General features: G+C 36.4%; 20 protein-coding genes and 2 pseudogenes. 9 read left to right on the top strand and 13 right to left on the bottom strand.

Translation table 11 applies throughout. The features are described from left to right. Window positions 1-52: 52 nt before the first annotated feature. Window positions 53-760, bottom strand: coding sequence for an FAD-dependent oxidoreductase (locus BMW30_RS08770; protein WP_091476018.1), 708 nt, complete (start codon window positions 758-760; stop codon window positions 53-55). A 186-nt stretch (window positions 761-946) separates the two neighbouring features. On the opposite strand from BMW30_RS08770, the gene BMW30_RS08765 reads away from it, so the two are divergent. Continuing rightward, window positions 947-1753 carry an aldo/keto reductase gene (locus BMW30_RS08765; RefSeq protein WP_091476016.1) on the top strand — a complete coding sequence of 269 codons (807 nt, stop codon included), beginning with the start codon at window positions 947-949 and terminating at the stop codon, window positions 1751-1753. A 47-nt stretch (window positions 1754-1800) separates the two neighbouring features. On the opposite strand, the gene BMW30_RS08760 is transcribed toward BMW30_RS08765, so the two are convergent. From BMW30_RS08760 to BMW30_RS08725, 8 genes are all read right to left on the bottom strand, one after another. Next, window positions 1801-2112, bottom strand: coding sequence for a type II toxin-antitoxin system RelE/ParE family toxin (locus BMW30_RS08760; RefSeq protein ID WP_091476013.1), 312 nt, complete (start codon window positions 2110-2112; stop codon window positions 1801-1803). Further along, window positions 2099-2371 carry a type II toxin-antitoxin system Phd/YefM family antitoxin gene (locus tag BMW30_RS08755; protein WP_091476011.1) on the bottom strand — a complete coding sequence of 91 codons (273 nt, stop codon included), beginning with the start codon at window positions 2369-2371 and terminating at the stop codon, window positions 2099-2101. Before BMW30_RS08755 ends, BMW30_RS08760 begins: the two co-directional genes overlap by 14 nt. Window positions 2372-2421: 50 nt before the next feature. Then, window positions 2422-2757, bottom strand: coding sequence for an aminoglycoside adenylyltransferase domain-containing protein (locus tag BMW30_RS08750; RefSeq protein ID WP_091476008.1), 336 nt, complete (start codon window positions 2755-2757; stop codon window positions 2422-2424). A gap of 141 nt (window positions 2758-2898) precedes the next feature. Next, window positions 2899-4041, bottom strand: coding sequence for a TIGR04053 family radical SAM/SPASM domain-containing protein (locus tag BMW30_RS08745; RefSeq protein ID WP_091476005.1), 1143 nt, complete (start codon window positions 4039-4041; stop codon window positions 2899-2901). A gap of 125 nt (window positions 4042-4166) precedes the next feature. Continuing rightward, complete coding sequence (locus tag BMW30_RS08740; protein WP_091476003.1) at window positions 4167-5279, bottom strand: hypothetical protein; 1113 nt, start codon at window positions 5277-5279, stop codon at window positions 4167-4169. A gap of 32 nt (window positions 5280-5311) precedes the next feature. After that, window positions 5312-6163: a pyridoxamine kinase gene (locus BMW30_RS08735; protein WP_091476001.1), complete on the bottom strand. Its 852-nt coding sequence runs from the start codon at window positions 6161-6163 to the stop codon at window positions 5312-5314. An 18-nt stretch (window positions 6164-6181) separates the two neighbouring features. After that, complete coding sequence (locus BMW30_RS08730; protein ID WP_091476000.1) at window positions 6182-6862, bottom strand: metallophosphoesterase family protein; 681 nt, start codon at window positions 6860-6862, stop codon at window positions 6182-6184. 116 nt (window positions 6863-6978) lie between these two features. Further along, the gene (locus BMW30_RS08725; RefSeq protein ID WP_091475997.1) at window positions 6979-7989 is read right to left on the bottom strand and encodes a S66 family peptidase; all 1011 of its coding nucleotides are present in this window, start codon (window positions 7987-7989) and stop codon (window positions 6979-6981) included. Window positions 7990-8113: 124 nt separating this feature from the next. Between BMW30_RS08725 and BMW30_RS08720 the strand changes: the two genes are divergently transcribed. Beyond that, window positions 8114-11008, top strand: a complete 2895-nt coding sequence (locus BMW30_RS08720) for an insulinase family protein (RefSeq protein WP_091475992.1) — start codon at window positions 8114-8116, stop codon at window positions 11006-11008. Between the two features lie 51 nt (window positions 11009-11059). On the opposite strand, the gene BMW30_RS08715 is transcribed toward BMW30_RS08720, so the two are convergent. Next, on the bottom strand, window positions 11060-11620 hold the full coding sequence (locus BMW30_RS08715) for an NADPH-dependent FMN reductase (protein ID WP_091475989.1): 561 nt from the start codon (window positions 11618-11620) through the stop codon (window positions 11060-11062). Between the two features lie 574 nt (window positions 11621-12194). Between BMW30_RS08715 and BMW30_RS08710 the strand changes: the two genes are divergently transcribed. The 5 genes and pseudogenes from BMW30_RS08710 to BMW30_RS08700 all read left to right on the top strand — a co-directional run. Next, window positions 12195-14852 (top strand): class III lanthionine synthetase LanKC N-terminal domain-containing protein, encoded by a 2658-nt coding sequence (locus tag BMW30_RS08710; protein ID WP_091475987.1) that lies wholly within the window; start codon window positions 12195-12197, stop codon window positions 14850-14852. Then, window positions 14836-16407, top strand: a complete 1572-nt coding sequence (locus BMW30_RS08705; RefSeq protein WP_091475985.1) for an ABC transporter transmembrane domain-containing protein — start codon at window positions 14836-14838, stop codon at window positions 16405-16407. The genes BMW30_RS08710 and BMW30_RS08705 overlap by 17 nt, the downstream gene beginning before the upstream one ends. Before the next feature lie 115 nt (window positions 16408-16522). Further along, window positions 16523-16736, top strand: a pseudogene (locus BMW30_RS10755) (IS3 family transposase); the annotation flags it as partial. 638 nt (window positions 16737-17374) lie between these two features. Then, complete coding sequence (locus tag BMW30_RS10655) at window positions 17375-17512, top strand: hypothetical protein (RefSeq protein WP_180366277.1); 138 nt, start codon at window positions 17375-17377, stop codon at window positions 17510-17512. A 146-nt stretch (window positions 17513-17658) separates the two neighbouring features. After that, window positions 17659-18540, top strand: a pseudogene (locus BMW30_RS08700) (IS3 family transposase); the annotation flags it as partial. 87 nt (window positions 18541-18627) lie between these two features. Here the strand turns inward: BMW30_RS08700 and BMW30_RS08695 are convergent. The 3 genes from BMW30_RS08695 to BMW30_RS08685 form a co-directional block, all read right to left on the bottom strand. Further along, entirely contained in the window at window positions 18628-19185 is a 558-nt protein-coding gene (locus BMW30_RS08695; RefSeq protein WP_091475979.1) for an NADPH-dependent FMN reductase, read from the bottom strand. A gap of 295 nt (window positions 19186-19480) precedes the next feature. After that, window positions 19481-21571 (bottom strand): heavy metal translocating P-type ATPase, encoded by a 2091-nt coding sequence (locus BMW30_RS08690; protein ID WP_091475976.1) that lies wholly within the window; start codon window positions 21569-21571, stop codon window positions 19481-19483. Window positions 21572-21597: 26 nt separating this feature from the next. Next, window positions 21598-22038, bottom strand: coding sequence for a CopY/TcrY family copper transport repressor (locus tag BMW30_RS08685; protein WP_091475974.1), 441 nt, complete (start codon window positions 22036-22038; stop codon window positions 21598-21600). 176 nt (window positions 22039-22214) lie between these two features. On the opposite strand from BMW30_RS08685, the gene BMW30_RS08680 reads away from it, so the two are divergent. Both BMW30_RS08680 and BMW30_RS08675 read left to right on the top strand, forming a co-directional pair. Further along, on the top strand, window positions 22215-22721 hold the full coding sequence (locus BMW30_RS08680; protein ID WP_091475972.1) for a CueP family metal-binding protein: 507 nt from the start codon (window positions 22215-22217) through the stop codon (window positions 22719-22721). 285 nt (window positions 22722-23006) lie between these two features. Beyond that, window positions 23007-23843 (top strand): SDR family oxidoreductase, encoded by an 837-nt coding sequence (locus BMW30_RS08675; protein ID WP_091475969.1) that lies wholly within the window; start codon window positions 23007-23009, stop codon window positions 23841-23843. Window positions 23844-24193 lie beyond the last annotated feature (350 nt).

Raw genomic sequence — 24193 nt, 5'->3', positions numbered from 1 at the left:
AATCATTTATGCTTTTTTCTTAGGTATCGAGAGTGTATTCCAGTCTTCTGATTTAATCATCATTGAAATTGACAATATATCCCATATGCGTACACACCGCGCCTGTCTCATGTTTTTGACCTGAATTATCTTTATAAATCGCTCGCAAGTTTCCATCTACCATGAAAATACCCGCTTGACCGTTCTCAAGTTCCGATAACGTATTCACCATGTGTGCTAAAAATTTTATTGGATTAAACTGTGCTTGATTAGGTATTTCAAGTGCATATGTATTTTCTACTGGGAGGTCTATGCCTGTTTCTTGGACATTATGTGGAATTCTAAGGAGGTCGTATGCTTCTTTCTCTTTTTGAAGTGATTCGAAACATTCACTATTAGTGACTAAAAAACTAGATAACCGTTCAAAATCACAATAAATGTCGTACCTTTCTTCGAGTTCTGCAATATGATTGATACCATCAATTTGCGAATCGTAGATGAGTCGGGCTTTATCTTCTCCATAACTATCTAAATACGTTTGAAAGATAGGACCATGTTGTGCAGTGATTTTTGCAGTGGTATTCGCAGTGGTTTCTTGCGCTAACTTTCGACCATCAATCAGTATTACTTTTCTGTTAATTGAAGCGAGTGCGTGTGCGGTTAAAATACCTGCAATTCCCCCACCAATGACAAGTCTGTCTGTCTCTATAGATTCAGACAATTTAGGAAAATCATCAATCTTAGCCGATTTGGTCCAATATGAAATATTCTCTTTCCTCATAACAAAATCCTCTTTATGTTATTACTGGTGTTCATACCCACTATTCTTAATTTTTATGTGACAGATAAAATATTTTTTCACTATAAATATCGTACAGTTTAAACCAAAATTTGAGCGAGCAGCGAAAAACTCCATTATAATAGACTTAGAATGACGTTAGATATTTAGAAGTAGGAGGAATATATAATGAAGTTTGTAACATTAAATAATGATTTAAAAATACCTATTGTCGGTAGTGGTACAAACACTTTTGGTAAATTAGATAACCAGTATCAAAACGAGTTGCGCGGGGATACTGAGGAAGTGGATTGGGCGATTGAAAATGGCTACCGCCACTTTGATGCTGCAACACTGTACAACAACGAAGAAGTTGTTGGTGAAGGAATTAAAAAATCCGGTATTCCGCGTGAAGATTTCTTTATCACTACGAAGCTAAACACACGTGTGGCATACGAAGGTACTGATCAAGTACACAAAGCGATTGAGAATAGCCTTGAAAAATTACAAACCGATTATTTTGATTTATATTTGATTCACTTCCCACTCGACGATAAAGATCATATTTTGGAAGTTTGGGCCGTTCTTGAAGAGTATTACGAGCGTGGCGTATTCAAATCAATCGGAGTGTCGAACTTCGACGAGGAACAACTTCAGTTAATTCTTGATAACGGAAGAGTAAAACCATCCGCAAACCAGATAAAATCAAACATGGGCGATTGGAATGAGCCACAGATTGAATTCCATAATTTGCATAACATCGCAACAATTGCTTGGGGACCGCTTGGTGGCATTGATGATGAGAAGAAAACGGTGCTTGAAGAAATTGGTGAAAAGTACGGTAAAACATATGCGCAAGTTGTGCTTCGTTATCAAATCGAACGCGATGTGATTGTTATTCCAAAATCTCACAACAAAGAACGCCAGGCACAAAGCTTAGATATATTCGATTTTGAATTAACTGCGGATGACCGTGCGAGAATTGATGAACTTTAATTTTAAAACTCTCCAACAAGTGTTGTTGGAGAGTTTTTTTATAACAATCATAGGTACAGGTAACTTCGTCCTGCATAAAGAATTCTATAAACATTAACAGTGTGTTCTAGTTCATTTACAGCATACAAAATAATATAGTTTTTGAAAATTAGCTTCCTATATTCATACTTGAGTTTACGACTCGATTGAAAATTCGGGTATGAATGCGGATAGGTTTCAAGCGACTGAATTTTATCCATCAATTGACCAATAAACGTGTTTACTTCCTGTGCATCACCAATATTGGTTTTCATATAATTAAATATCACATTAATGTCATTAAGCGTAGCTTGCTCGATCTCTACCTTATAATTCTTCATTTATTCTCTTCTTCATCATGTCCAGTACTTGTTTTGTTGAGTATGATACATCATTCGTTTCAGCTATTTGCTCTGCTTCTTTTAGCTTTTCATATACTTCACTTTCAAATGCCATTGACTCGTAAGCTTCCATGCTTAATACAACCATGTCTCCAAAACCGTTTTTAGTTAAAAAAATGGGCTTACCTGTCTCGTGTACTTGCTGTGAAATTTCTGCACAATTATTTCTTAAATCTGATACTGGTCTAATTGTTTTCATTAAATATCACCTCAAATTTTTTAGCATAATTACGCTAAAATTTCATTAGATTATATTAATTTTTCTCTCTCCATTATTAATAGCTGTTTAAATTTTTTTACCTTGTCAACCATCTTTTCAGGTATACGATCTTGATTCTCTTGATATAAATCTATTATCGAGTTTAATAGAAAAGCATATTCTGGATAACTCCTGCTCGCCCATTTTATCCCCTCATACTTAGAAAGCAGTTTCTTATTTTTGTAATAATACTGAGCACTACATAAATTCATGAGTGTATCTATAACATCCATCTGTGCATCGTGCTCATCATAGTCTAAACTATCAATAAAATCAGATTCACTAATCTCAGGAAATGCCTCTGATATTTCTTCTTGTTCTTTCATTATAGTAATCTCCTTATTACTAGTGAAGCACACAACCTATTTAATACTATCAATTATACATTACAAGATTTTCCCAACACAAAAACCACCACTCTAGAGATGTTGAGTGGTGGTTTTCTGAAAAAGGTAGGAACAATTATATCAACTTGTCATAGTTGTCTTCTTTTTGCGGAGTGCTTTAGGAATATAAACGCAGTATGGTTCTGATTCCATGTAGTCCCCCGTTGCCGCATATGCACGTGAGCGCGAGCCGCCACACACATGTCGGAATTCACATACGCCACATTTCCCGTTGTACTTATCCGGGTTGCGTAAGTTTTGTAAAATTGGCGATTGTCGGTAAATATTTGATAGCTTATCGACACGCACGTTACCACAGTTAACTGGTAATAATCCACTTGGATACACATGTCCTATATGAGAAATAAAGACAAATCCATTCCCGTCGTTAACACCTTTCGGTGCACGTCCGAGTCCGTCTATCGTTCCTGTCTTACCTTGGTCAAGTGCATCTAAATATCGAATTTGCATTTCTTTATCTGCTTTGTTTTTGCGCATTTGATCTTGAATGACGACACGTCTGTAATGCTGTGCAGCAGTCGTTTTAATATCAAATGGTACTTCATCCTTGATCTTGTTCAGCCATCTGAAAACCTGTTCGTGTTGAACGGGCGTAATCATGTCTTCATTCTTACCACGACCAGTTGGCACGAGGAAGAATACACTCCATAATACACAGTTCAACTTCATGACCATTTCTTTCATTTCTTCAAGATAGTCAATATTATAGTTCGAGATTACCGTATTAATTTGTAATGGCATTTCAAGTTCATTTAAGTAGTTAATTGCTTTCATCGTAATATCAAAGCTTCCAGATGTTCCTCTGAAGTGGTCATGAATATCTTTGTTATGGCCATCTAAACTAAATGCCCAGCGCGATAATCCCACATCTTTCGCTTTTTGCATCGCCTCTTTCGTAACGTTCGGCGTTGCACTCGGTGTCATTGATACTCTTACATTTTTCATTACAGCATATTCTGCCAGTTCGAATACGTCTTCACGCATTAAAGGATCTCCACCTGTGAATACAAGCATCGGGTACTCCATGTCTGCGATATCATCAATTAGGGCTTTTCCCTCTTCTGTTGATAACTCGTAGTGATGACGCTCAGTTTGTGCCTCTGCACGGCAATGTAAACAGTGTAAATCACAAGCGCGTGTTAATTCCCATATAACAATGAAAGGAACATCATTGAAATCCGGTATCTTTATATTTGGCTTCATAAACTCACTCCTATCACTTATTATGATAGTCTCCAGTGTGTTTATACGTTGTGATACAAATCACAACAATCTGAGTGTTCATAAATTGTCTACATCTAAAACCCTGCCTTCTTATCTAGTAGCCTTCATCTCTCACTAAACAAGTCTTCTAAGATTTCTTCTGCACTCATCTGCTTATATCCATCTGGATCGGCTACAAGTGCCGAATCATATTGGAACTTTTTATATGAATTCAAGAAACTATAAGACATTAAATACACATCATCTTTTTCGTAGTACTCTGGGAAATACTTAGCTGTGTATTCACTCGCTAACCGCGCGGCTTCACTACTTTCTCCTGATGGGGTTGGTGTTCCTGATAACTTAACACCATCTGGTGACGCGTGCATCATCAAAATGGAATTATCTGACGCTCTACCAATGACAAGATATACATGCGCCTCGTTATACATCACATCACCAGGTGTATATGAATTATGCAACTGCTCCTCAGTATATGTACCGAGCCCTTTACTATTTAAATAAGGACCAGTGTCCGCAGCCCAAGTGACATAACCTTCATTATGACTTGCTGTATTCAAAATATTATAATTGATAAAACCCAAATATCCAGAACAATCTAAACCATCATGAATTTGATAGCGATAGTTTTGAAAGTCATAGGTGTTATCTTTGTCTAATGCGAAGTCTCTCCACTCTTTCGCGACACCAATTTGCATCGTCGTAGGACCTGATCCATCATCTGCTTCATTCCAACCACCACCCCAGATATACATGGTATGGCCCATTGGTGCAATGCCTGTCTGGAAGAGTGTTTTAATAGTCGACTTTGCACCTTCTGGTGCAGTTGTCGCACTTACATTACGGCTCTCTTCTGAATATATTTTTGTACCATCGTCATCCATATAACCTCTTACATAGTACACATACGTTTCATTAAAGCCCTTATCGTCGAGTACGATTTCAGAACGATCCCATTCACCGACGAATGTAAACGATTCGCCGTCTATTGACTCATATAATTCATACCCGTCTGCATGCTCAATATCTCGAAATGAAATGACAATCGAATCTTTCACACCAGTTGCCATAATATCCAATGGAATCTCAGTGGAAAAATCAATTTCTGTTCCAGTCTCTTCAGCAAGAACGTCATCACTATCAATTCTGCCAAAACCAAATATCAACAATACGACTAAAGTACTCAGTACGACTCGGAAATAATTCTGACCTTCCATCATGACACCTCATCATATTTTATGGTTTTACCTTATTCATACCTATTTAATTGTTCTATCAAATATGGCAAGTCCGTCTCGAACTGAACACCATATCTTACCTCTTTACCAGACTCTGCCGTTCGTTTAATTACCTTGTTCACATATACAACAGCAATCTCCATCACTTCATGGATTGACTTGCCTTGTAACATCAGCCCAGCGACGACGCTGCTAAATAAATCTCCTGTTCCTTCAAAATGTCCAGGCATTGTCTGTGCAAATCGCTCTTCATATACACCTGATTCATAATTGTAACTCGCCGCGCCCATAAGAGAGGCACGCGCTTTTGTCACACCTGTTATGATGACGTGACTTTGGTTCATATCAGCCACACGCTTAATCACTTCGCGAACGTTGACCGCTTCAATATCTTCAAATTGAGTGTATGTTAGAAATGCTGCTTCTGTTAAATTCGGTATAATAATCTCCGCTTCCCGACATAAGCCTCTTATAGAATCAATGTACGCTTGATCAAACCCGTCATAAAGCTTACCTTGATCAGCCATTACAGGATCTAGTATGAATAGACCATCAGGTTTTAGAAACGCATCAACAACCGTCTGCACTCTGTTAATCTGTTCGATTGAACCAAGATAGCCGACAAGCACCCCATCAAAAGTTAACCCGAGTTCTTTCCAGTGCTTTAAGATTTTATCGCTCTCGTCAGCTAGATCTAAATATGTATAATTTTCGAAGCCAGATGTCGTATGGGTACTGAGCAGTGCCGTCGGTAACATATTAACCTCATTGTTTAAGACCGAAAGTACAGGCAATGCCACATTCATCGAAATACGACAACTCGCAGATATATCTTGAATGACTAATATGCGTGGCTGTGTCATTTCTTTCACACTTTCATTTTAGTTTATTCGTTTCGACGTATAGTAAACGTCCTTACTCGGTAACTCTAGACAATTCAATCGTCCACCATAAGCTGCAGCACCATCAATACCGATGACGTTATTCTCTCCAAAGTAAACATTGTGATTTCCTTTTCCTAAGAGAATCGATGTTGGTGTGTGTCCATAAACTACTGTCTTTTCACCTTTATAACCCAGATAAAATTCCTCACGAATCCAAATGAGTCTGTATGGATCACTCTCACTTACTGGTACATCAGGTTCTACCCCACCATGTACGAATATATAATCGTCTGTTTCATGAAAATAATCAAGACTGCGAATAAAGTCGACATGTGTCCTAAAGAGTTCAGAATCTGGCATCTCTATTTTATCGATGGACGAATCATAATTTTTTAACGTCACAGTACCATTGTTACGGGCCCATCTATCACGTGCTTTCGGTTCATCATCCATTGCATGAACCATCATCTCATCATGATTTCCCCTAAGGACAATCGCACCTTTACTTTTCAGTTCCATCACACGGTTAAGAACCCCTTTCGAGTCCGGGCCCCGGTCGATATAATCTCCTAGTAATATCAGTTGATCTTCAGTAGCATCATATTTAACCTTTTCAAGCAATGCATTAAAAAGTTCAAGTTCGCCATGAATATCACTAATGACCAATGTCCGTTTCATAGAATGTCTCTCCTCGTTAAAATTTCCATGTATGTATTATAGCATTGCTAGTTTGTATTTATATGTATATCTAAAAGGGCTTACTTACCCTTCTAGATATTTACGAACAATATTTTCTATGTAAATCGCTGAGTCACTTTACCTTTTCCATCTGAGTATTCAACGATTCCATATGCACCATTTACAAAAGTATTTTGTGGTGGAAGATGACCACAATCCACATCATATATGACAGGTACTTCTAATTCTTTAAAAATATCGTGATATACATCTTCTACACTATAACCTTCGACATCTTCCATTACTGGGGTTCTTCCAAACAGAATACCACTACAGTTTTCAAACCAGCCCGCATACTTCATTTGTAAGAGCATTCTTCTAAAGTCCGTTGGAGATGCATCCGCATTCTCCAAATACCAAATGATTGGTTCATTACTGATATACTCTTTTTGAAAGTGCTTCACATCACCATATGGAGTACCTACAAGATGGTGAATAACATCTATACATCCCCCAAGTAATCTACCTTCAATTTCTACTGACTTTTGATCAATTGATTTCCATTCTGTCTTCCTATCAAAGTTGAATATATAATCTGACACGATTTCATGATTCCAAGTGCTCTGAAATCCCTTTGAAGAATGTTGAACAATCTCATCACCTGTACCCAAACTTAAAACATCACGCCACATCTCCGTCGTATCGTCTGAATACTTTCCACGTAAATCCACAATATTTGTACCGTGAGCAGTGGCTATGCCTGTTTTCAAAGTAATTGCTAACATGATTAAACTAATATCTGAATATCCTAGTATCCATTTAGTTGGGAGGTTTTCATAGTCAATTTTATCGAGAACTTCAATGGCGAGTTCTCCACCCCAAGGGGGTATAATAATGTCAATTTCATCATTTTGAAATAATTGATTTAGTTCATTCGCTCTAGTAACTGCGTCAGCTGATTTTGCTTTATGTTGATTGAAGGTTGTCTTTCCGAATACCAGTTTCGCCTGATTTCGAAATCTTTCTTTGATCTCATCAACAAAATAATGTAATTCATCTTCTATACCTGATGATGGTGCAGTAATCCCAATTGTGAAGTTTTCTTTTAGTTCTGGATATTTAATCATTTTATCACTCCTTTATCACATCAATTTTAACAGAAGACACAAATAGTAGATAAGTATCAGGTGCATATTCAATCAGGTTATGAGAAAATATAAACAATTCTGAATAATTGAGAGGAAGAATGTAATGACTTTTAGAAAAATAGAAACACATGAGTTACCTGATATTCAATCAACTGGTCATTTATATGAACATGAGGAGACTGGTGCTCAAGTTTTACATTTAGAAAATGATGACAAGAACAAAGCGTTTACCATTGGTTTTAAAACACCCCCATACAATGATAATGGGATTACGCATATTTTAGAGCATTCTGTCTTGAACGGCTCAAAGAAATATCCTTCGAAAGAACCATTTGTTGAGTTAATTAAAGGTTCCCTAAATACATTTGTAAATGCGATGACGTTTTCAGATAAAACCATCTACCCTGTCGCATCGACGAATCACAAGGATTTCAAACATCTGATGGGTGTGTATTTAGATGCTGTATTCCAACCGCTATTTATTGAGAACCCACAAATCTTAGCACAAGAGGGTTGGCACTATCATTTAGAAAATGCAGACGATGAATTGATTTATAAAGGTGTTGTTTATAACGAAATGAAGGGTGCGTTTGGATCTCCTGAGCGTCTGCTTCATCATCAAATCAAATCTCAATTATATCCAAATAGTATCTACCGTCATGAGTCTGGTGGGGATCCGGCTGCAATTCCAAGTTTAACGCAAGATGAGTTCATCGATTTCCATAAAACATACTATCATCCATCGAATTCATTTACGATTTTGTATGGTGATTTAGATATCGATACTGCTTTTAAAGATATGGAAGAGTATTTTGAAGGTAAAGGTAAGCTTGAAGAAAACAATGATGTGTCATTTGAGGTTAAGCAACCTGAAACTAAAGACATTGAAGCGACGTATTCAATTACTGCAGGCGATGACGCAACAGACAAGGATTTCTTAGCAATTGGTTGGCATGTCGGGTTGCCTGAAGACACACTCGATAGTTTTGGACTGCAAGTGTTAGAAGAGATTTTATTTGGTAATAACCAATCACCGTTACAGAAAGCGTTACTCGATGCTGAAATTGGTGGAGACATAAGTGGTGGTGCCAATGAAATTGGTTATCCGACAGCGTTCTTTGTGTCTGCAAAATATTCTAATTCAGACAAGATGACAAAATTTAAAGATGTTGTGAAAGATACGCTTACTACTTTAGTTAAAGATGGCATAGATAAAAATCTCATCGATGCTGCTTTAAATAAAATTACGTTTAACACTAAAGAAGCTGCAATTTCAGAAGACAATCCTAGAGGTGTGCTATATGGTATCTATGCGCTAAGCACTTGGCTATACGGTAACGCACCATACGCGAAATTAGAGTTCTCAAAATATTTAGATGAACTTGCAAAACTTGCACACGATGGTTACTTTGAAAAGTTGATTGAAGAAAAACTATTAAACAATGATTTCCGTGTCGATTTAACACTGAAAGCTGAACCTGGTTTGAATGATAAGACAGAAGAAGAAACTCACGCAAATCTACAAGACTTTAAAGCTGGTCTTTCAGATGATGAAATTGCTGATATTGTAAATAGAACACAAACACTAATGGAGCGACAAAACGCACCAGATCGTCCAGAAGATTTGGCCAAAATTCCGACGTTAAAACGTGAGGATTTAAATACGGATGTTGAGGACTATCCACTTGAAACATCTCGTTTCTTCGATAACACGGATTTCTATCATGCTGAACAGTTTACGGGTGGCATTGATTATATCCGTCTTTACTTTGATATTCGAGATTTCGAATCAGAAGATTATCAAATATTAGGCTACTTAAGTAATCTATTAGCAAAACTCGGCACAGAAAAATACGATATCGCTACACTTCAAACTGAACTCGATACTCATACGGGTGGGATTCATGCCGATGTTTCTGTTTTCGAAGACCAATCTGGTGAGTTACACCCGTACTTCGTATTAGCTGGTAAAGCGTTAGAAAATTCTGTCGACCGATTGATTGAATTGATGAAAGAAATTATCACGAGCACTCAGTTCGACGAAACGTCTGAAATTTACAAACTGACGCAGCGTTTCATTTCTAATTTTGAAGGTAAAATTAATTATCAGTCGCACCTTATCGCAGTAAATCGTGCACTGAGCCAAGTGAAACCGATGGCAAAATTAGAAGAGCTCGCTTCAGGTATTGATCAATTTAATTTCATGAAAGACAAGCGTGATGCATTAAAAGAAGACAAGGCTGAAGAACTGAGTAAGCAATTTAGTGATACTCTCAAACGTCTAACAAACAAAGAACGACTGAATGTTTTATATGTTGGTGAAGGCGAGAGATCAAAAGTTGTAAAAGAAAAATTACAAGACGTATTCTCTAACCTTGCAAGTGAACCTTTAGTGGATACTGCGAATATCAAAGCAGGTAAAGTCCAAAATGAAGCACATGTTGCAGCCCAAGACGTCAACTATGTCGGGCAAGGGGCAGATGCAAAAGGTACACTGCCATATAATGGACCTGCAAATGTATTAACTAGTGCCATTCGTTTCGATTATCTTTGGAATGAGGTTCGTGTGAAAGGCGGCGCCTACGGTTCACTATACACACATCAACTAAACGGTAGTTTTGCATTAGGTTCTTATCGTGATCCAAACATCAGCAAAACGTTAAATGTGTATAAAAATCTTCCTGAGTATGTGAAGAACGTAAATATTTCAGAAGAAGAATTGAATAAGTATATTATCGGAACAATGAGTCCACTCGAGAGACCAAAATCTGCTGTGAGCAAAGGTTTAGAAGCATTAAGCAGATTAAAAACAGGTCGCACTGCAGCTGACATCGTTCAGTTGAAAGAAGAAATTTTAGCTACTAAAGCAGAAGATTTGAACGCTTTCTCAAGTGATATCGAAAAAGTGTTAGACAATGCAACAACTGTAGTCATTGGTAACAAGGCTCAAATAGATAAGGAAAAAGACCTCTTTGATGAAGTCTATAAATTATACTAATGAAATTAAAAACTGGCAGACATTATCAAATGTCTGCCAGTTTTTCAGTATTTACTGTCTGATTGTCTTCATTGCCTTCGCCCACAACACAACGTTATCAATCATTCGATTGATAGAATCGTTATGGTGTTCACCAGGCTTGAACTCTGTCATGTTTTCGAAGTCTGTGAATATACTTAATGCACCAAATGCTGGTACAATTGCAACACCTAAGTTTGAAAGAGTTTGACGCAATGCAAAAGTTGCTGCAACACCGAGTGTTGAACCGTATGATACAGAGCCAGCAACTTTGTTCGACCATTCAGTACCCAAGTGATCGATTGCGTTCTTTAATGATGGTGAGATATTTTTGTTGTATTCAGGTGTCACAAAAATAAATCCATCTAGCGCATCAATTTTTTGAGACCACTTTGTTGTATTTTCATTTTCAAATTGTTTCTGTAACATAGCAGGTGGTACATTATTGAATTCTTCAAAATTATAATCTTTGATATCGACAATTTCAAATTCAGCTTCTGTATTTCCTTCTGTAAAACCTTTAACCCACTTTGCAACCGCAGGACTTACACGGCCTTCACGCGTGCTTCCTAAAATAATACCTATCTTTAACATAATTTCTCTTCCAAAAATAAAAATATGTAAGACTATTTATCTAGCCTCATTCATTTTAGTTCGATATCGAGTTAAAAGCCAATGAATTGTTTACACTATTTTTATTTACTATAAAGTGGAAGATTTTGTATCGTTGACGTGCATCAAATGGTGGTTTTTTGGTGGGGTGTACGTGTAAGCTCTCACCGTGTGCGTCGGATGCTAGGTTCAGGGTGCTGACACACACCATCCCACCATTCCCCACATTCTCCTATAAACTTGCGGCGTAGAGATAATTAAAGCGTTTACAAGACATTTATTGCAAACGCTTTATTATTATGTTAAAATAGACTTGCTATATTATTAATGAAACTAGGAAAAGGAGGTACAATTATGAGTTTACAAGAGAAGTTAGAACGATTAAAAATTAGAAACGAAGAACAAGGCAAACTCGCGAATTCTGACATAAGTAATAGTTGTACAGGCGGTGGTTGCCATACAGGCCCTTAGCAAAGCGCTATAAAGGTGAGCATTTTAGGTGCTCTCCTTTACATAACTTCTATCATATCCATAGTATAAAGCAGGTGAGATTTGCATGAAAGAATTTGAATATAACTTTAAAAAGACGAAAAATATTTCTATGAATGAAGAACCTTTGGATAACAATTTAATATTTTCTGATTTTCAAAATATCAGTGATAATTTTCCATTTCGATATGTTCGAATAGGAAATAACTATAAGGATTTACCAATGTTTGGTTGGAAAATTCACCTATCTCCCACTTTAAATTATTATGACCATGTATTAGAAATTGTGAATAATCTCTCTAAAGAAGAGGGATTTGATTATAAGTATGTTCCGAATTTTAACAGCTATACCTTCCTTTCCAATAAAAACACAACTAGTAGTCAGTTTGGAAAGTACATAACTATTTATCCTTACAATGAAAATCAATGCGACACACTTATGTCTATTCTTTATCAATTATTAAATAACATTGAAGGTGTTCAAGTTCCCTCGGACCGTCCTTATAAAGATAGTAGTTTTATTCATTATCGCTATGGTGCTATTTCTCCATATACTTATATCGACTCTTTTAACTCTAAAGACTATTACATACTTGATGGTTATGGAAATTTAGTTAAGGATAAAAGAAAATCTTATTTCACATTACCCTTAGGTATAGATGATCCGTTTCAGAGTGACAAAACTCTGATTACAAATAGATTAGATGAGCTTGTCATCAAAAACTCAAAAAATGATACTTCTTATACGTTAGAAGAAATAATTCGTCATTCTCCAACTGGAAATGTATATATAGGAAGAGACGATAATGACAGAGCTATCATCATTAAAGAGGCAAGAAAAGGAGCGATTCCTTCCCTTACACTGCCCAAAACCCGGGCCAAAATTGCTAGAACAAATGAGTTTAAATTTTTTAAAGATAATAGTGAAACTTTTAAAAATATTAAACTACCACAGGCTTATGACATATTCGAGATCGAAGATTCCCTATTCACCGTCTATGAGTATTTAGACGGTGAATCATTATCTTCTTTCCTAAAAACAAATCCTTTAAAGAATCCTGCTTCATCTATTGAAGAAAAAACTCAATATAAAAAATCAGTTTTAAACATTATCGAAAGTATAGGAAAGTTTCTAATAGAACTTCATTCAAAAGGATTAGTTTTTAATGATATTTCTGATGATAATTTTATGATCGTTAATAATACACTGTATGTAACTGATGGTGAAGGAGTAGCTTTAACTGATGATGTCGAATGGTCGACATTTGGGACAGAGAGATTTATGTATAGAAAACCTAAAGATTTAGATGGGATTCAAAAAGACTACTATGCATTTAATCAACTCATCTTCTACATGATTTTTAATAGAACTGAAGGTTTCTACTACGATGTAGAATTTTATGAAAAGTTATATTTAGCTGAAAAATTTTCACTACCTCAATTATTTATTAATATTCTCAAAGAAAATTTTATTTTCCATGAAGAGGTTTTAAGTAATAATCAATCGTCATTAAAATATTTCCTAAACAATATTAGTCGACAAAATTTTTCAAAAGTATATGAAAATTTAAAGATTAATCAAGATAATAACCTGGATAAAATAGACTATATAAAGACTAGGATGAGCGAATATTATACAAACTTACTTAAGTGTAAAGATTTGGAGAAATTAAAAATTTCAGATTATAATGATAATGTTAGCTTAGTTTATGGATTACCTGGTGTGTATTTGGTTTTAAAGAAACTTAATTTAGTACCAAATCTAGAAGACCTTGTAAGTCCGGATGAGATAATTAGGTTGATTAGAACATCATCGAATCACAGTAATAATCTAGGCATTGTTTTTGGTAGAATGGGTCATGCATTGTTTGTTCAAGAATCAGGATTTAGCTTAGGTGATAATAGAGAACTCTTAGATGTAGTACTAAAATTACAAGAAATTAATAATCCCAATTATGACTTCGCTAGTGGAATTTCTGGTATCTATGTTGGTGTGCAATTAATGAAGTTAAACACTACTAGTAATCACATATTTCGTTTTTTAGAAAGAACCTTAAAAAGTATCAATTGGAAAATAAGTGAATTTGAAGGACTCAGCTATGGAAATATTGGTGTAGCATTAAGTTCAAGTTTTATGTCCAATCCTGACTACGATAATATAGTGACTAATGTTAAAGCCGATCTTAATACCGTTGATTCTGATTATAAATTCTCTGGGCTATCTTATAGCTATCTAAAGTGGCCTAAAATTCGCAGTCCCTATTTGTTTTCTGGTAGTGCAGGATTACTCTTATCGTTAGTACACATATATCACAAATTTCCTGAAAAATATGACTCTAAAATGATTCAATCTATTTTAGACAGTTTAGATTCTGAAAGTTCTTATAGTACCGGAATTGCCTTTGGAATGAGTGGCGTTTGCATATCTTTGCTCGCTCTAACTACACTCCCACAAAATTCAGAGAATTTAAAAATACATTTAAAACAAATGCTTAATCAAAAAATTCATTTCATTGTCTCTCAATTTATTGAAAATGATAAAATCACTGGCTTTCTTGGGGATAAACTAGAAGGTCCGAAGGACGACTTCGGTAATGGGACATTAGGTGTTTTATATACATTGGAACTTTACCGACTATTTATTGAAGATAGACTCATTTGGGATCCAAAAAACTTTATAGGTTTACCTATTTTCGACCTAGGATGTGATGCTTTTGATCAGTAAATTAATACATTTATACAGAAATCAAAAGGGACTCATGGTCATTTCGTTTTTCTGCCTTTTACTCATGTCTTTAGATGGCATTGTTTTTCCTTATTTCTTAGGTAGATTTACTGATGTACTTACTAACCAAGATTACGATCAAGTTGTTCCTTTACTTTCAGTTTGGTTTGTCTTGTGGCTCCTTCTATCAGCGTCCGTTCTCGGAAACGGCTATTTTTTCGGGAAAATCAAAAGGAATATTCATTTAGAGTTAAAAGATTCTACTTTGAGTAGCGCTTTTAAAAATAATGAAATTACAAGTAAATTCTTATCGAGAATTACTGCCGATATTAAACAGATAGAAATGGATTTTTTAAATATCTCAATGAGCTTTGTATATAGTGTATTGCAAGCAGTCATTACTTTAGTATTTCTGCTGTTTATAAATTGGAAAGTCGGTCTAATTTTTGTCGCTTTAGGTATATTACCTACGTTAGTGCCTAGATTCACTGAAAAATGGCTACAAAGGGGTACAAAAGAATGGCAACAAGCGAATCATACATATATTGAAGAGCTTGAAGATACTTTAAATGCAAGACCATTAATTAAAAGTTTTAACCTCGTCCCAACGCATATAAAAAGAATGTTCTTATCTTTAAGACATACTGAAACAAAGTATTTCCAAATGAACTTAAGACGCTATATTTCTTCATTTCTAATCACTGCGCTATACACAATTTCAGCAATTGCATCGTTAAGCTATGGTGCATATGAAGTCATACAGGGACATATTACTGTCGGAGCACTGATAACAATATACTTAGCAGCAGATAGAGTAACAACACCATTAATTAGCTTGGCAAATTTTTATAATACAATGAGCGCATCTATACCTTTAATTGATAATATTCTTTCTATAAAAGAAAACAAGAAGGTACCATTGCAACTTGCCTCTGGCACACAAGATTCACTAATTAAAGCAAAAGATTTAATTATTGGATACAATGAAGATACACATTTATCACAAGCATTGAATTTTGATATTAATCCGAACGATAAAATCTTAATCGAAGGGCCATCTGGATCAGGGAAAACGACGCTATTAAAAACGATAATAGGTGAAATAAGGCCTCTAAATGGAGAGATGAGTTATAACCTCGATGATTCCGATACATTTAGTGAATTGTTTGCATTAGTAGAACAGACGCCTTTCGTATTTAGAAAACCATTGAGGTTTAATCTAACACTCGGAAATGATGTAAGTGATGATGAATTAATTGGGGTTTTAGAAAGTGTAGGTTTACATAAATATGCCAATAAGGAATCGTTAGATATGTCGTTAGAAGGGGAGGATATATCATTTTCAGGTGGTGAGAAGAAACGTTTAGGCGTTGCACGCGCTTTACTCTACAATAAGAAAATACTCATTGTGGACGAAGCACTCAGCGGATTAGATAATGACTCTGCTGACCTGTTAAATCGATTTATATTGGATTACCCTGGTATCGTTCTGAATATTGAGCATCGTGTCACTGACGAGATTAGAGAACGATATAATAAGCAAATAGTGTTGTAAAGCATTCACTTATAGAAAAAAAAAAATCACTCTCCAATATTGTAACTGCTAGTTTAGACTCAACAGGTTGGGTCTGCGGACAAAATCTTAGACCATATTAGTCAGGAGGAAGTCGATGTATGCTTTTAAGGAAAAATTAAAAGCTATAAATCTTTATTTTAAATATGAATCATATGCTACTGTAATAAAACGAACTAGGATATCCTTCTCGTTTGACACTTAGAAACTGGATAGAAGACTATAAACGGCATGGTGATGTTAATACCCATCGGTCAAAATACAGAGAAGAACTGAAGCAGGCGGCAGTGGATCATTATTTAGAGTATGGCTCGACTATGCCTGAATAAATGGGCATGGACACTTTTAGGTACTTCTGGACAGGAAATTTTTTTGGTCTGCATATTCATTAATGAATACTGAGACATTATCGGACGACATTGCGCCTTTTTTTCCTTTGATGGCATTGTATCTAAAGAAACTCGTCGGGAACTCTGTGTCCGTTTTACAATCAAAAAAAAACGGCCTAGAAATCTTAATTTTAAGATTTCCAAGCTGGTTCTTTTATTTCTTTAGGGCTTTTGTCCCAGCCCCTGCAATACTCAATTTTGTTTTTAAACTGTCTACTTGACAGGGGCAGTTCATTTAATAATAGAGTCGTCCTTTTTTCTTCATCAAAAAAGGGGGGTAACTTCTGCTCTCTTTACTTCGTCACAAAATCTACGAGGACTTTTATCCCTGTTTTAATACTTTTCTCAGAAAATACAATCTCTGGGCTGTGGAGTGAATACCCACTCTCTTCTACACCTTCGATACGTGTACCGATTCTAAACGCAGCACCGATATAATCTTACACAAAGAATGCAAAGTCCTCAGAGCCCATCTAGACTAACCTAATTATTTGAGACAATATAAAACACCTTCGAAATGGTACAATGAGTACCAATTACTGAATCGGAGGTGTTTTTGCATGGGCAAAAACGTATATTCAAGTGAGACCAAGTGGGCAGTGGTCAAAGCGAAAATGGCGGGTGAACTGACCACAAATGAAATTATGGAGAAATACGGCATCAAGAATAAATCACAGATCGCCACATGGGTCAGGTAGTATAAGCAAGGGGAACTCTATCGATTTGACCAACCGATTGGAAAGCAGTATACCTATGGACATGGACCGGAAGCGCGTTCAGATGATGAACGAAAAGACCGTCAAATTGAACATTTGAAGATTGAGAATGATATTTTAAAAAAGTATATGGCAATCGAAAAGGAGTTGAGAAAGAAATAGTTTTGGCACTTGTTGAGAGACTGAAGTCCAAATACACCATTACTGCCATTTTAAATGCACTGGTGGTGCCGCGTTCCACCTATTACCGATGGCGTTCAGAAGGCACTGATGCATCCTTGAGGGATGTCGATCAGGCAATCATTGATATATGTGCGTCGACGAAGTATCGTTACGGTCATCGTAAAGTGAGGGCGCTCCTGCAGCGGGACTATAGTATCAAAAGACATCGGAATACTGTGCAGGCGATTATGCAGAAAAATCATCTACAATGCCGAATTAAGACGAAAAAGAAGTGGAAGCCCCAGGGGGAAACTGTCATTACTGCACCCGATCGCATCAAACGTGACTTTCAAGCTGCAGCACCCAATCAAAAATGGGTCACGGACATCACCTACATCCAATACGGACGAACAGTGAAATACCTGTCCACAATCATGGATCTTTACAACAACGAGATTGTCGCTGCCAAATTATATGACCATCAACAGACACCATTGGTGCTGGATACAATAAAATCAGCTTTAGAGAAACGTGCATACCCTAAGGGTGTAATCATTCATTCTGATCAAGGGAGTGTGTATACGTCATATGCCTACCAGGCATATGTGATGGAAAATAATCTGATCAGCAGTATGTCCAGAAGAGGAAATTGTTGGGACAATGCGGTCATTGAATCATTCCATTCCAATCTCAAGTCGGAAGCGTTTATCTACACCAGATTCAATTCTCTCAGTGACATTGAAACGGATTCACGGGTGAATGCATATTTAAAGTATTATAACGAAGAAAGAATACAAGAAAAATTAGGCTACCTCTCTCCAATTAATTTTGGAGTAAGGATAGCCTAATGAAGCTTTTTTATCTTTGTCTCATACTGCTAGGTCAGTCTAGTATCCCGGCTTTTTTATATGAATTAAGTTTATTAATGAAAAAGTTTATCTGATTGTTTTCAACGCTTTAGCCCACATCACAACACGATCAATTGTTGCATTGATAGAGTCTGCATGATGATCACCTGGTTTGAATTCAGTCATATTCTCAAAATCTGTGAATATGCTGAGCGCACCAAATGATGGCACGATTGCTACACCTAAGTTAGAAAGCGTTTGACGTAGTGCGAATGTTGCTGCAACCCCAAGTGTAGAACCGTAAGAAACAGAACCCGCTGCCTTGTTTGCCCATTCAGGTCCAAGGTGGTCAATCGCATTTTTCAGTGAAGGTGAAATGTTCTTATTGTATTCAGGCGTTACGAAGATAAAACCATCTAAACTGTCGATCTTTTGGGACCATCTCGTTACGTTATCTTCTCCATATTGTCTGTTTAGCATACCTGGAGGCATGTTATTGAATTCTAGGAAGTTGTAGTCTTTAATATCAACAATTTCGAATTCCGCTTCTGTGTTATCTTTCGTGAAACCTAGTACCCATTCAGCGACTGCTGGACTTACACGGCCATCGCGTGTACTACCGAGAATAATACCTATTTTTAACATAATCATGTTCTCCTATGATGTCATTACAAAATTAGACTTTTACAAGCCGAGTTCATTATAGTTAGAAATAGAGATGAATTCAAAAGAACTGCTTATGGCGACTCGTCACGTTTTATCTTTTTAAATTTCACGTATTCTTTGCTTCATTGGTTCTGGTTTTTTTGATTATTCATGAGTGCGATGACTCCTCATTCCGTAAACATTGTCTATTCATTATAATGTACACATTTACATAGAAGTACCAAACGTAAAAATGACCCCGATTCAAAATCGAGGTCATATAAATTCAATTTAATTATCTCAATCTCAGTGTCATTGCATTCATTGCAACAACCACAGTACTGACTGACATCAGTATAGCACCGACTGCGGGTGAAAGTATTAGACCCACTGATGCGAGCACACCTGCTGCGAGTGGTACTGCGAGAATGTTATATCCAGCACCGAGCCATAGGTTCTGAATTGTTTTCTTCATTGTATTTTCTGATAGTGATAGGAAATTCATAATATCTGCCGGATCACTCTTAACTAAAATGACATCCCCAGACTCAACTGCCACATCCGTACCAGCGCCGATTGCGACACCGATATCTGCACGTACGAGACTTGGTGCATCATTGATTCCGTCTCCAACCATCATGACTTTCTTCCCTTGTTTCTGATACGACTGAATCATTTTTTCTTTGTCCTCAGGCATCATTTGAGCATGCACTGCATTAATACCAAGTTCAGCTGCAACTGCTTCTGCAACTTGCTTATTATCCCCTGTCAGCATAACGGGTTCAATGCCACGATCAATGAGTTCTTTAATCATAGCTTTAGAACTTGCTTTGATTTGGTCACCCTGTGCGACAATACCGCTATTTTCACCATCTATAATAAGAAAGCTGACTGAATTCCCTTGACTAGCAAGTGATTCAAACTGTTCCTTGTCATAGTCTATATTATTTTCTTCAAGATAAGAAACACTTGTAATTTTCATATCTTTATCCACGACATTTGCTTCTAACCCGATACCAGGGATATTGTTGACATCTTCAGCATGTGGAATATTCACATCTTTCTCATTCGCTTTATCTAATATACCAACAGCTAACGGGTGACTTGAACTTTGTTCAATTGCTGCCATAAACCCTAGTATCTCTTCATCCGAATACTGTTCATCAAAACTTTCATAATGATTCACTGCAAAGTTGCCTTCTGTCAATGTACCTGTCTTATCCATCATGACAACATCTAATTGTCTCGCAGTTTCAAGTGCTTGACGGTTCTTTACAATTAAACCATTACTTGCACCAATTGACGTCGAACGTGCTGTCACGAGTGGAATAGCAAGTCCGAGTGCATGTGGACAAGCAATGACAAGTACTGTGACAAGTCTTTCTAATGCAAAATCCACATTGCCTGAAATGAACATCCAAACAATAAATGAAACCAAACCGACACTCAGAGCAAAGTAGAATAAGTAACCAGCAACTCTGTCCGCAGTTAATTCTGCACGAGACTTATCACTTTGAGCTTGGCTCACAAGCCCCATGACTTGTGACAGGTATCCACTTTCACCTGTCCCCGTTACTTTTACATTAATCGTACCAGAGCCGTTCACTGACCCTCCTATAACAGAGTCATCTTTTGCTTTTTCAACAGCTTTAGATTCACCAGTAACAAGAGATTCGTCGACATTTGTTCTTCCAGAGACAATTACACCATCTGTCGGAATATTATCCCCTGCTTTTACTTGAACAATGTCGCCTTCACTGACTTCGGAAAGCTCAACTTCTCTTGAAGTACCATCTTCATCAATAATGACAGCAGTACTTGGAAGAAGTTCAGCCATCTTTTTAAGCGCATCGCCTGCATTACCAACCGCTTTCATTTCAATCCAATGACCCAGCAACATGATGATGATCAATGTTGCTAATTCCCAGAAGAAATCCATCGTATGTGCATCTGGTGCACCAAAATGATTCATGTAGAATGCATATAGACTATAGAAGTATGCAACAGATATACCCATTGCAATCAACATCATCATACCCGGTTTGCGCGCCTTTAATTCTTCTTTAGCACCGCTTAAGAAAGGCAGTCCACCATAGAAGAATAGAATAGTAGCAAGCACAAGTACGACCCAGTCAGAGCCAGGAAACGAAAACTGGAATGGCAGTTCAATGCCCATCATAGGGGCAAGAAATATGATAGGTATTGCAAAAATAAGTGAAACAAAGAACTTCTTCTTAAAGTCCCCGTGATGATGGTGACCATGTCCTTCGTGATTTCCGTGATGGTCGTGATTGTGATGATCGTGATTATGATGGTCGTGATTGTGATGGTCGTGATTATGATTTTCATGATCATGATGTTTATGATTATGATTATGTTCAGTCATATTCTCCCTCTTTTCTTTTTTATGAGTTAGCTCGCTATCTGGCAGTGGCACTGTCCTGGTGAACAATTACATGGAACTTCATCCACTGCATGTTCTTTCTTCATTTCTAACACTTTTTCAATATTTTTTATATCATCGATGCTTAAAATTGATTTCTCAATCAAACCTACAATTGTATTTCCTACATCTCTATTACAAATGTTATTGAAGGTATCATCCAAAGTACTTCTAATAAGATCAGTCTCTTTGATTTTTGGTGAGTAGATGAATTTATTTCCGTGTTTTTCTGTCTCTATCATTCCTTTTTTAACTAACCTTCCAATAAAAGTCTTAATCGTCGCTGTACCCCAGTCCATCTTTTGCTGTAGTACATCTATGATTTCTTTACTGGTTATTTTTTCATTTGCCCATACTACTCTCATGACTTCCCATTCAGAATCTGTAATTTTAAAATCTAAGTGATTCATACTTACCACCTCCTATTGTTTACAAACGTAATCACTCGTTATCTATAGTTTACAACTGTAATCGATACTAGTCAAGATTTTTATCCATACCATTTCAACAATTCAAATATTTGCAACAATTGAAGATTATCTCTTCTTTAAAAGTGGATATAATAGTATATAAGGAGATGGTTTCGATGAAAAAATACTTAGTAGCAGCTTTAGTTGGTTTAACGTTAATTGTTGCGGGATGTGGGAATGACTCAGCGGGGATTGATTTTGATATTAAAGCGTATGTTGCAGAATTGAGTGGGAGTAATATCGTAGAATCTGCTTCAATATCGGATAAAAACCTGATCGTCCAAGATGATGGTAAAGAGGATACATATGATCTACCTGATGATGAGTTCTTCGTTTCGATTGCGCCTTATCTTACATATACACATCCGTGTGAAATTCATAGTTTAACAGGTTGTCAGGGTGAGTTAGTTAGTGAAGAAATGGATGTAAAAATCACTGATGAAGATGGTGAAGTTTTTGTTGACGACGCATTAACGACGCTCGAAAATGGATTTTATGATTTCTGGTTACCTAGAGATAAAAATTACACAATTGATATTAGTTTTGACGGAAAAACAGTCAGCTATGATTTCTCTACATTTGAAGGAGATCCAACTTGTTTAACAGAGTTGCCGCTGACTTAAGATTTAATTTTTCTATAGATTATTAATTATTCTACTCCCCTTTAGGTATTTACCTAAAGGGGAGAGTTCGTTTTAGCTTGCTAATTAATAAATTCTTTCATTTCTTTGGCCGTCTTCTTTGTATGATTATCATTTTCTATATGTCAGGTTAACAAGCAGTTTCTTTTACAATTGTGATTTTATCTTTTAAGCTAGAAATAGTAAGCGCTTACTATAATAAAAAAAGGCCTATTTTATTATGTAAAAGAAACTTTCTATAAAAACATATAAAGAGAGGGAAGTTAATTGAAAGATTATTTAAATTATAGTGATCAAACAGTAGTTATCACTGGTGCCGCTTCTGGTATGGGAAAAGCGACAGCAGAGATGCTAGTTGATTTAGGTGCAAAAGTATATACATTGGATTATGTCAAAAAGGATATTCCTGGTGTCGAAAAAGCATTTCAAGCAGATATCAGTAAGCGGGAAGATATTGATGATGTTTTCAAAGAACTTCCATCTAAAATCGACAAATTTTTCGGAGTCGCAGGTGTTTCAGGTGTAAAGCACGACTTTACCGATACAACAACAATAAATTTTATTGCTAACAAATATATGTTTGAAGAGTATATTGCAGATCGTATCTCTGATAGTGGTGCTATTGTATTCGTATCTTCAATGGGAGCATTCAACTGGGAAAATCATCTCACTGAATTAAAACCGTTTATAAATGCTAAGGGTTGGGATGAGACTCTAAAAGTAGTTACTGACTCTAACAAAGTTGGAAAGAGAACTGGAATGGATGGCTACATGCTTTCCAAGAGACTCGTAAACTATTATGCTCTGTTACAAGCAAAAGAACTTAGCAAGAAAGAAGTTCGAATCAATGTCATTATGCCAGGTGGAACGCAAACAGGATTAACAGACGAATTCGCAGATATGGTTGGTGGCGATGAAAACTTACAGAGAGGCTTAATCGACAGATTGTCTACACCAGAAGAAATGGCAAATGCGATGGTCTTCTTAAATAGTGGCATGGCAACGTATATTAATGGTGTAACTCTATATGTCAATGCAGGACATAGTATTCCAGAAGTAATAAACGAAAAGCCAAAAGAATTCGACTTTCCGATTTTTAGATAGTTGAATTTCGTTTAGAAAAGAAACTCATGGAAGTTTAAGATACTAAAAAAGGTATGGCATTAAAACAATACACTAGTGCGATTTAATAAGAGATAGACATGCATAATTTCCAAAAAAATTTGCAAACTAATTTGTTTTCATTGCTGCTGAAGAATCAGGTTTCATCATTGGTAAGTCAATCATCACAGATGGTGATATGGTTACAGATAATCGACTATATTTATAAATGTTGATTAAAACTAAATTGTCTAGAAATGGATACGACGGTCTTAGAGAGCCACCTCGTCGGAGTTCATTGAACCACCTAAATCGGAGTTAGCTGAGCCACCTAAATCGCTATGCTTGAACCA

The organism is Aliicoccus persicus (genome assembly GCF_900110815.1).
GTDB classification, from domain to species: Bacteria; Bacillota; Bacilli; order Staphylococcales; family Salinicoccaceae; genus Aliicoccus; species Aliicoccus persicus.
Note: the sequence above shows the minus strand (reverse complement) of the source record. Positions and strands in the feature narration are given on the sequence as shown.

Bases quoted from the DNA above. Each gene is read 5' to 3' on its own strand.
- BMW30_RS08770 (WP_091476018.1), bottom strand. From the start codon at position 760: ATGAGGAAAGAGAATATTTCATATTGGACCAAATCGGCTAAGATTGAT.
- BMW30_RS08765 (WP_091476016.1), top strand. From the start codon at position 947: ATGAAGTTTGTAACATTAAATAATGATTTAAAAATACCTATTGTCGGT.
- BMW30_RS08760 (WP_091476013.1), bottom strand. From the start codon at position 2,112: ATGAAGAATTATAAGGTAGAGATCGAGCAAGCTACGCTTAATGACATT.
- BMW30_RS08755 (WP_091476011.1), bottom strand. From the start codon at position 2,371: ATGAAAACAATTAGACCAGTATCAGATTTAAGAAATAATTGTGCAGAA.
- BMW30_RS08750 (WP_091476008.1), bottom strand. From the start codon at position 2,757: ATGAAAGAACAAGAAGAAATATCAGAGGCATTTCCTGAGATTAGTGAA.
- BMW30_RS08745 (WP_091476005.1), bottom strand. From the start codon at position 4,041: ATGAAGCCAAATATAAAGATACCGGATTTCAATGATGTTCCTTTCATT.
- BMW30_RS08740 (WP_091476003.1), bottom strand. From the start codon at position 5,279: ATGGAAGGTCAGAATTATTTCCGAGTCGTACTGAGTACTTTAGTCGTA.
- BMW30_RS08735 (WP_091476001.1), bottom strand. From the start codon at position 6,163: ATGACACAGCCACGCATATTAGTCATTCAAGATATATCTGCGAGTTGT.
- BMW30_RS08730 (WP_091476000.1), bottom strand. From the start codon at position 6,862: ATGAAACGGACATTGGTCATTAGTGATATTCATGGCGAACTTGAACTT.
- BMW30_RS08725 (WP_091475997.1), bottom strand. From the start codon at position 7,989: ATGATTAAATATCCAGAACTAAAAGAAAACTTCACAATTGGGATTACT.
- BMW30_RS08720 (WP_091475992.1), top strand. From the start codon at position 8,114: ATGACTTTTAGAAAAATAGAAACACATGAGTTACCTGATATTCAATCA.
- BMW30_RS08715 (WP_091475989.1), bottom strand. From the start codon at position 11,620: ATGTTAAAGATAGGTATTATTTTAGGAAGCACGCGTGAAGGCCGTGTA.
- BMW30_RS08710 (WP_091475987.1), top strand. From the start codon at position 12,195: ATGAAAGAATTTGAATATAACTTTAAAAAGACGAAAAATATTTCTATG.
- BMW30_RS08705 (WP_091475985.1), top strand. From the start codon at position 14,836: ATGCTTTTGATCAGTAAATTAATACATTTATACAGAAATCAAAAGGGA.
- BMW30_RS10655 (WP_180366277.1), top strand. From the start codon at position 17,375: ATGGGCAAAAACGTATATTCAAGTGAGACCAAGTGGGCAGTGGTCAAA.
- BMW30_RS08695 (WP_091475979.1), bottom strand. From the start codon at position 19,185: ATGTTAAAAATAGGTATTATTCTCGGTAGTACACGCGATGGCCGTGTA.
- BMW30_RS08690 (WP_091475976.1), bottom strand. From the start codon at position 21,571: ATGACTGAACATAATCATAATCATAAACATCATGATCATGAAAATCAT.
- BMW30_RS08685 (WP_091475974.1), bottom strand. From the start codon at position 22,038: ATGAATCACTTAGATTTTAAAATTACAGATTCTGAATGGGAAGTCATG.
- BMW30_RS08680 (WP_091475972.1), top strand. From the start codon at position 22,215: ATGAAAAAATACTTAGTAGCAGCTTTAGTTGGTTTAACGTTAATTGTT.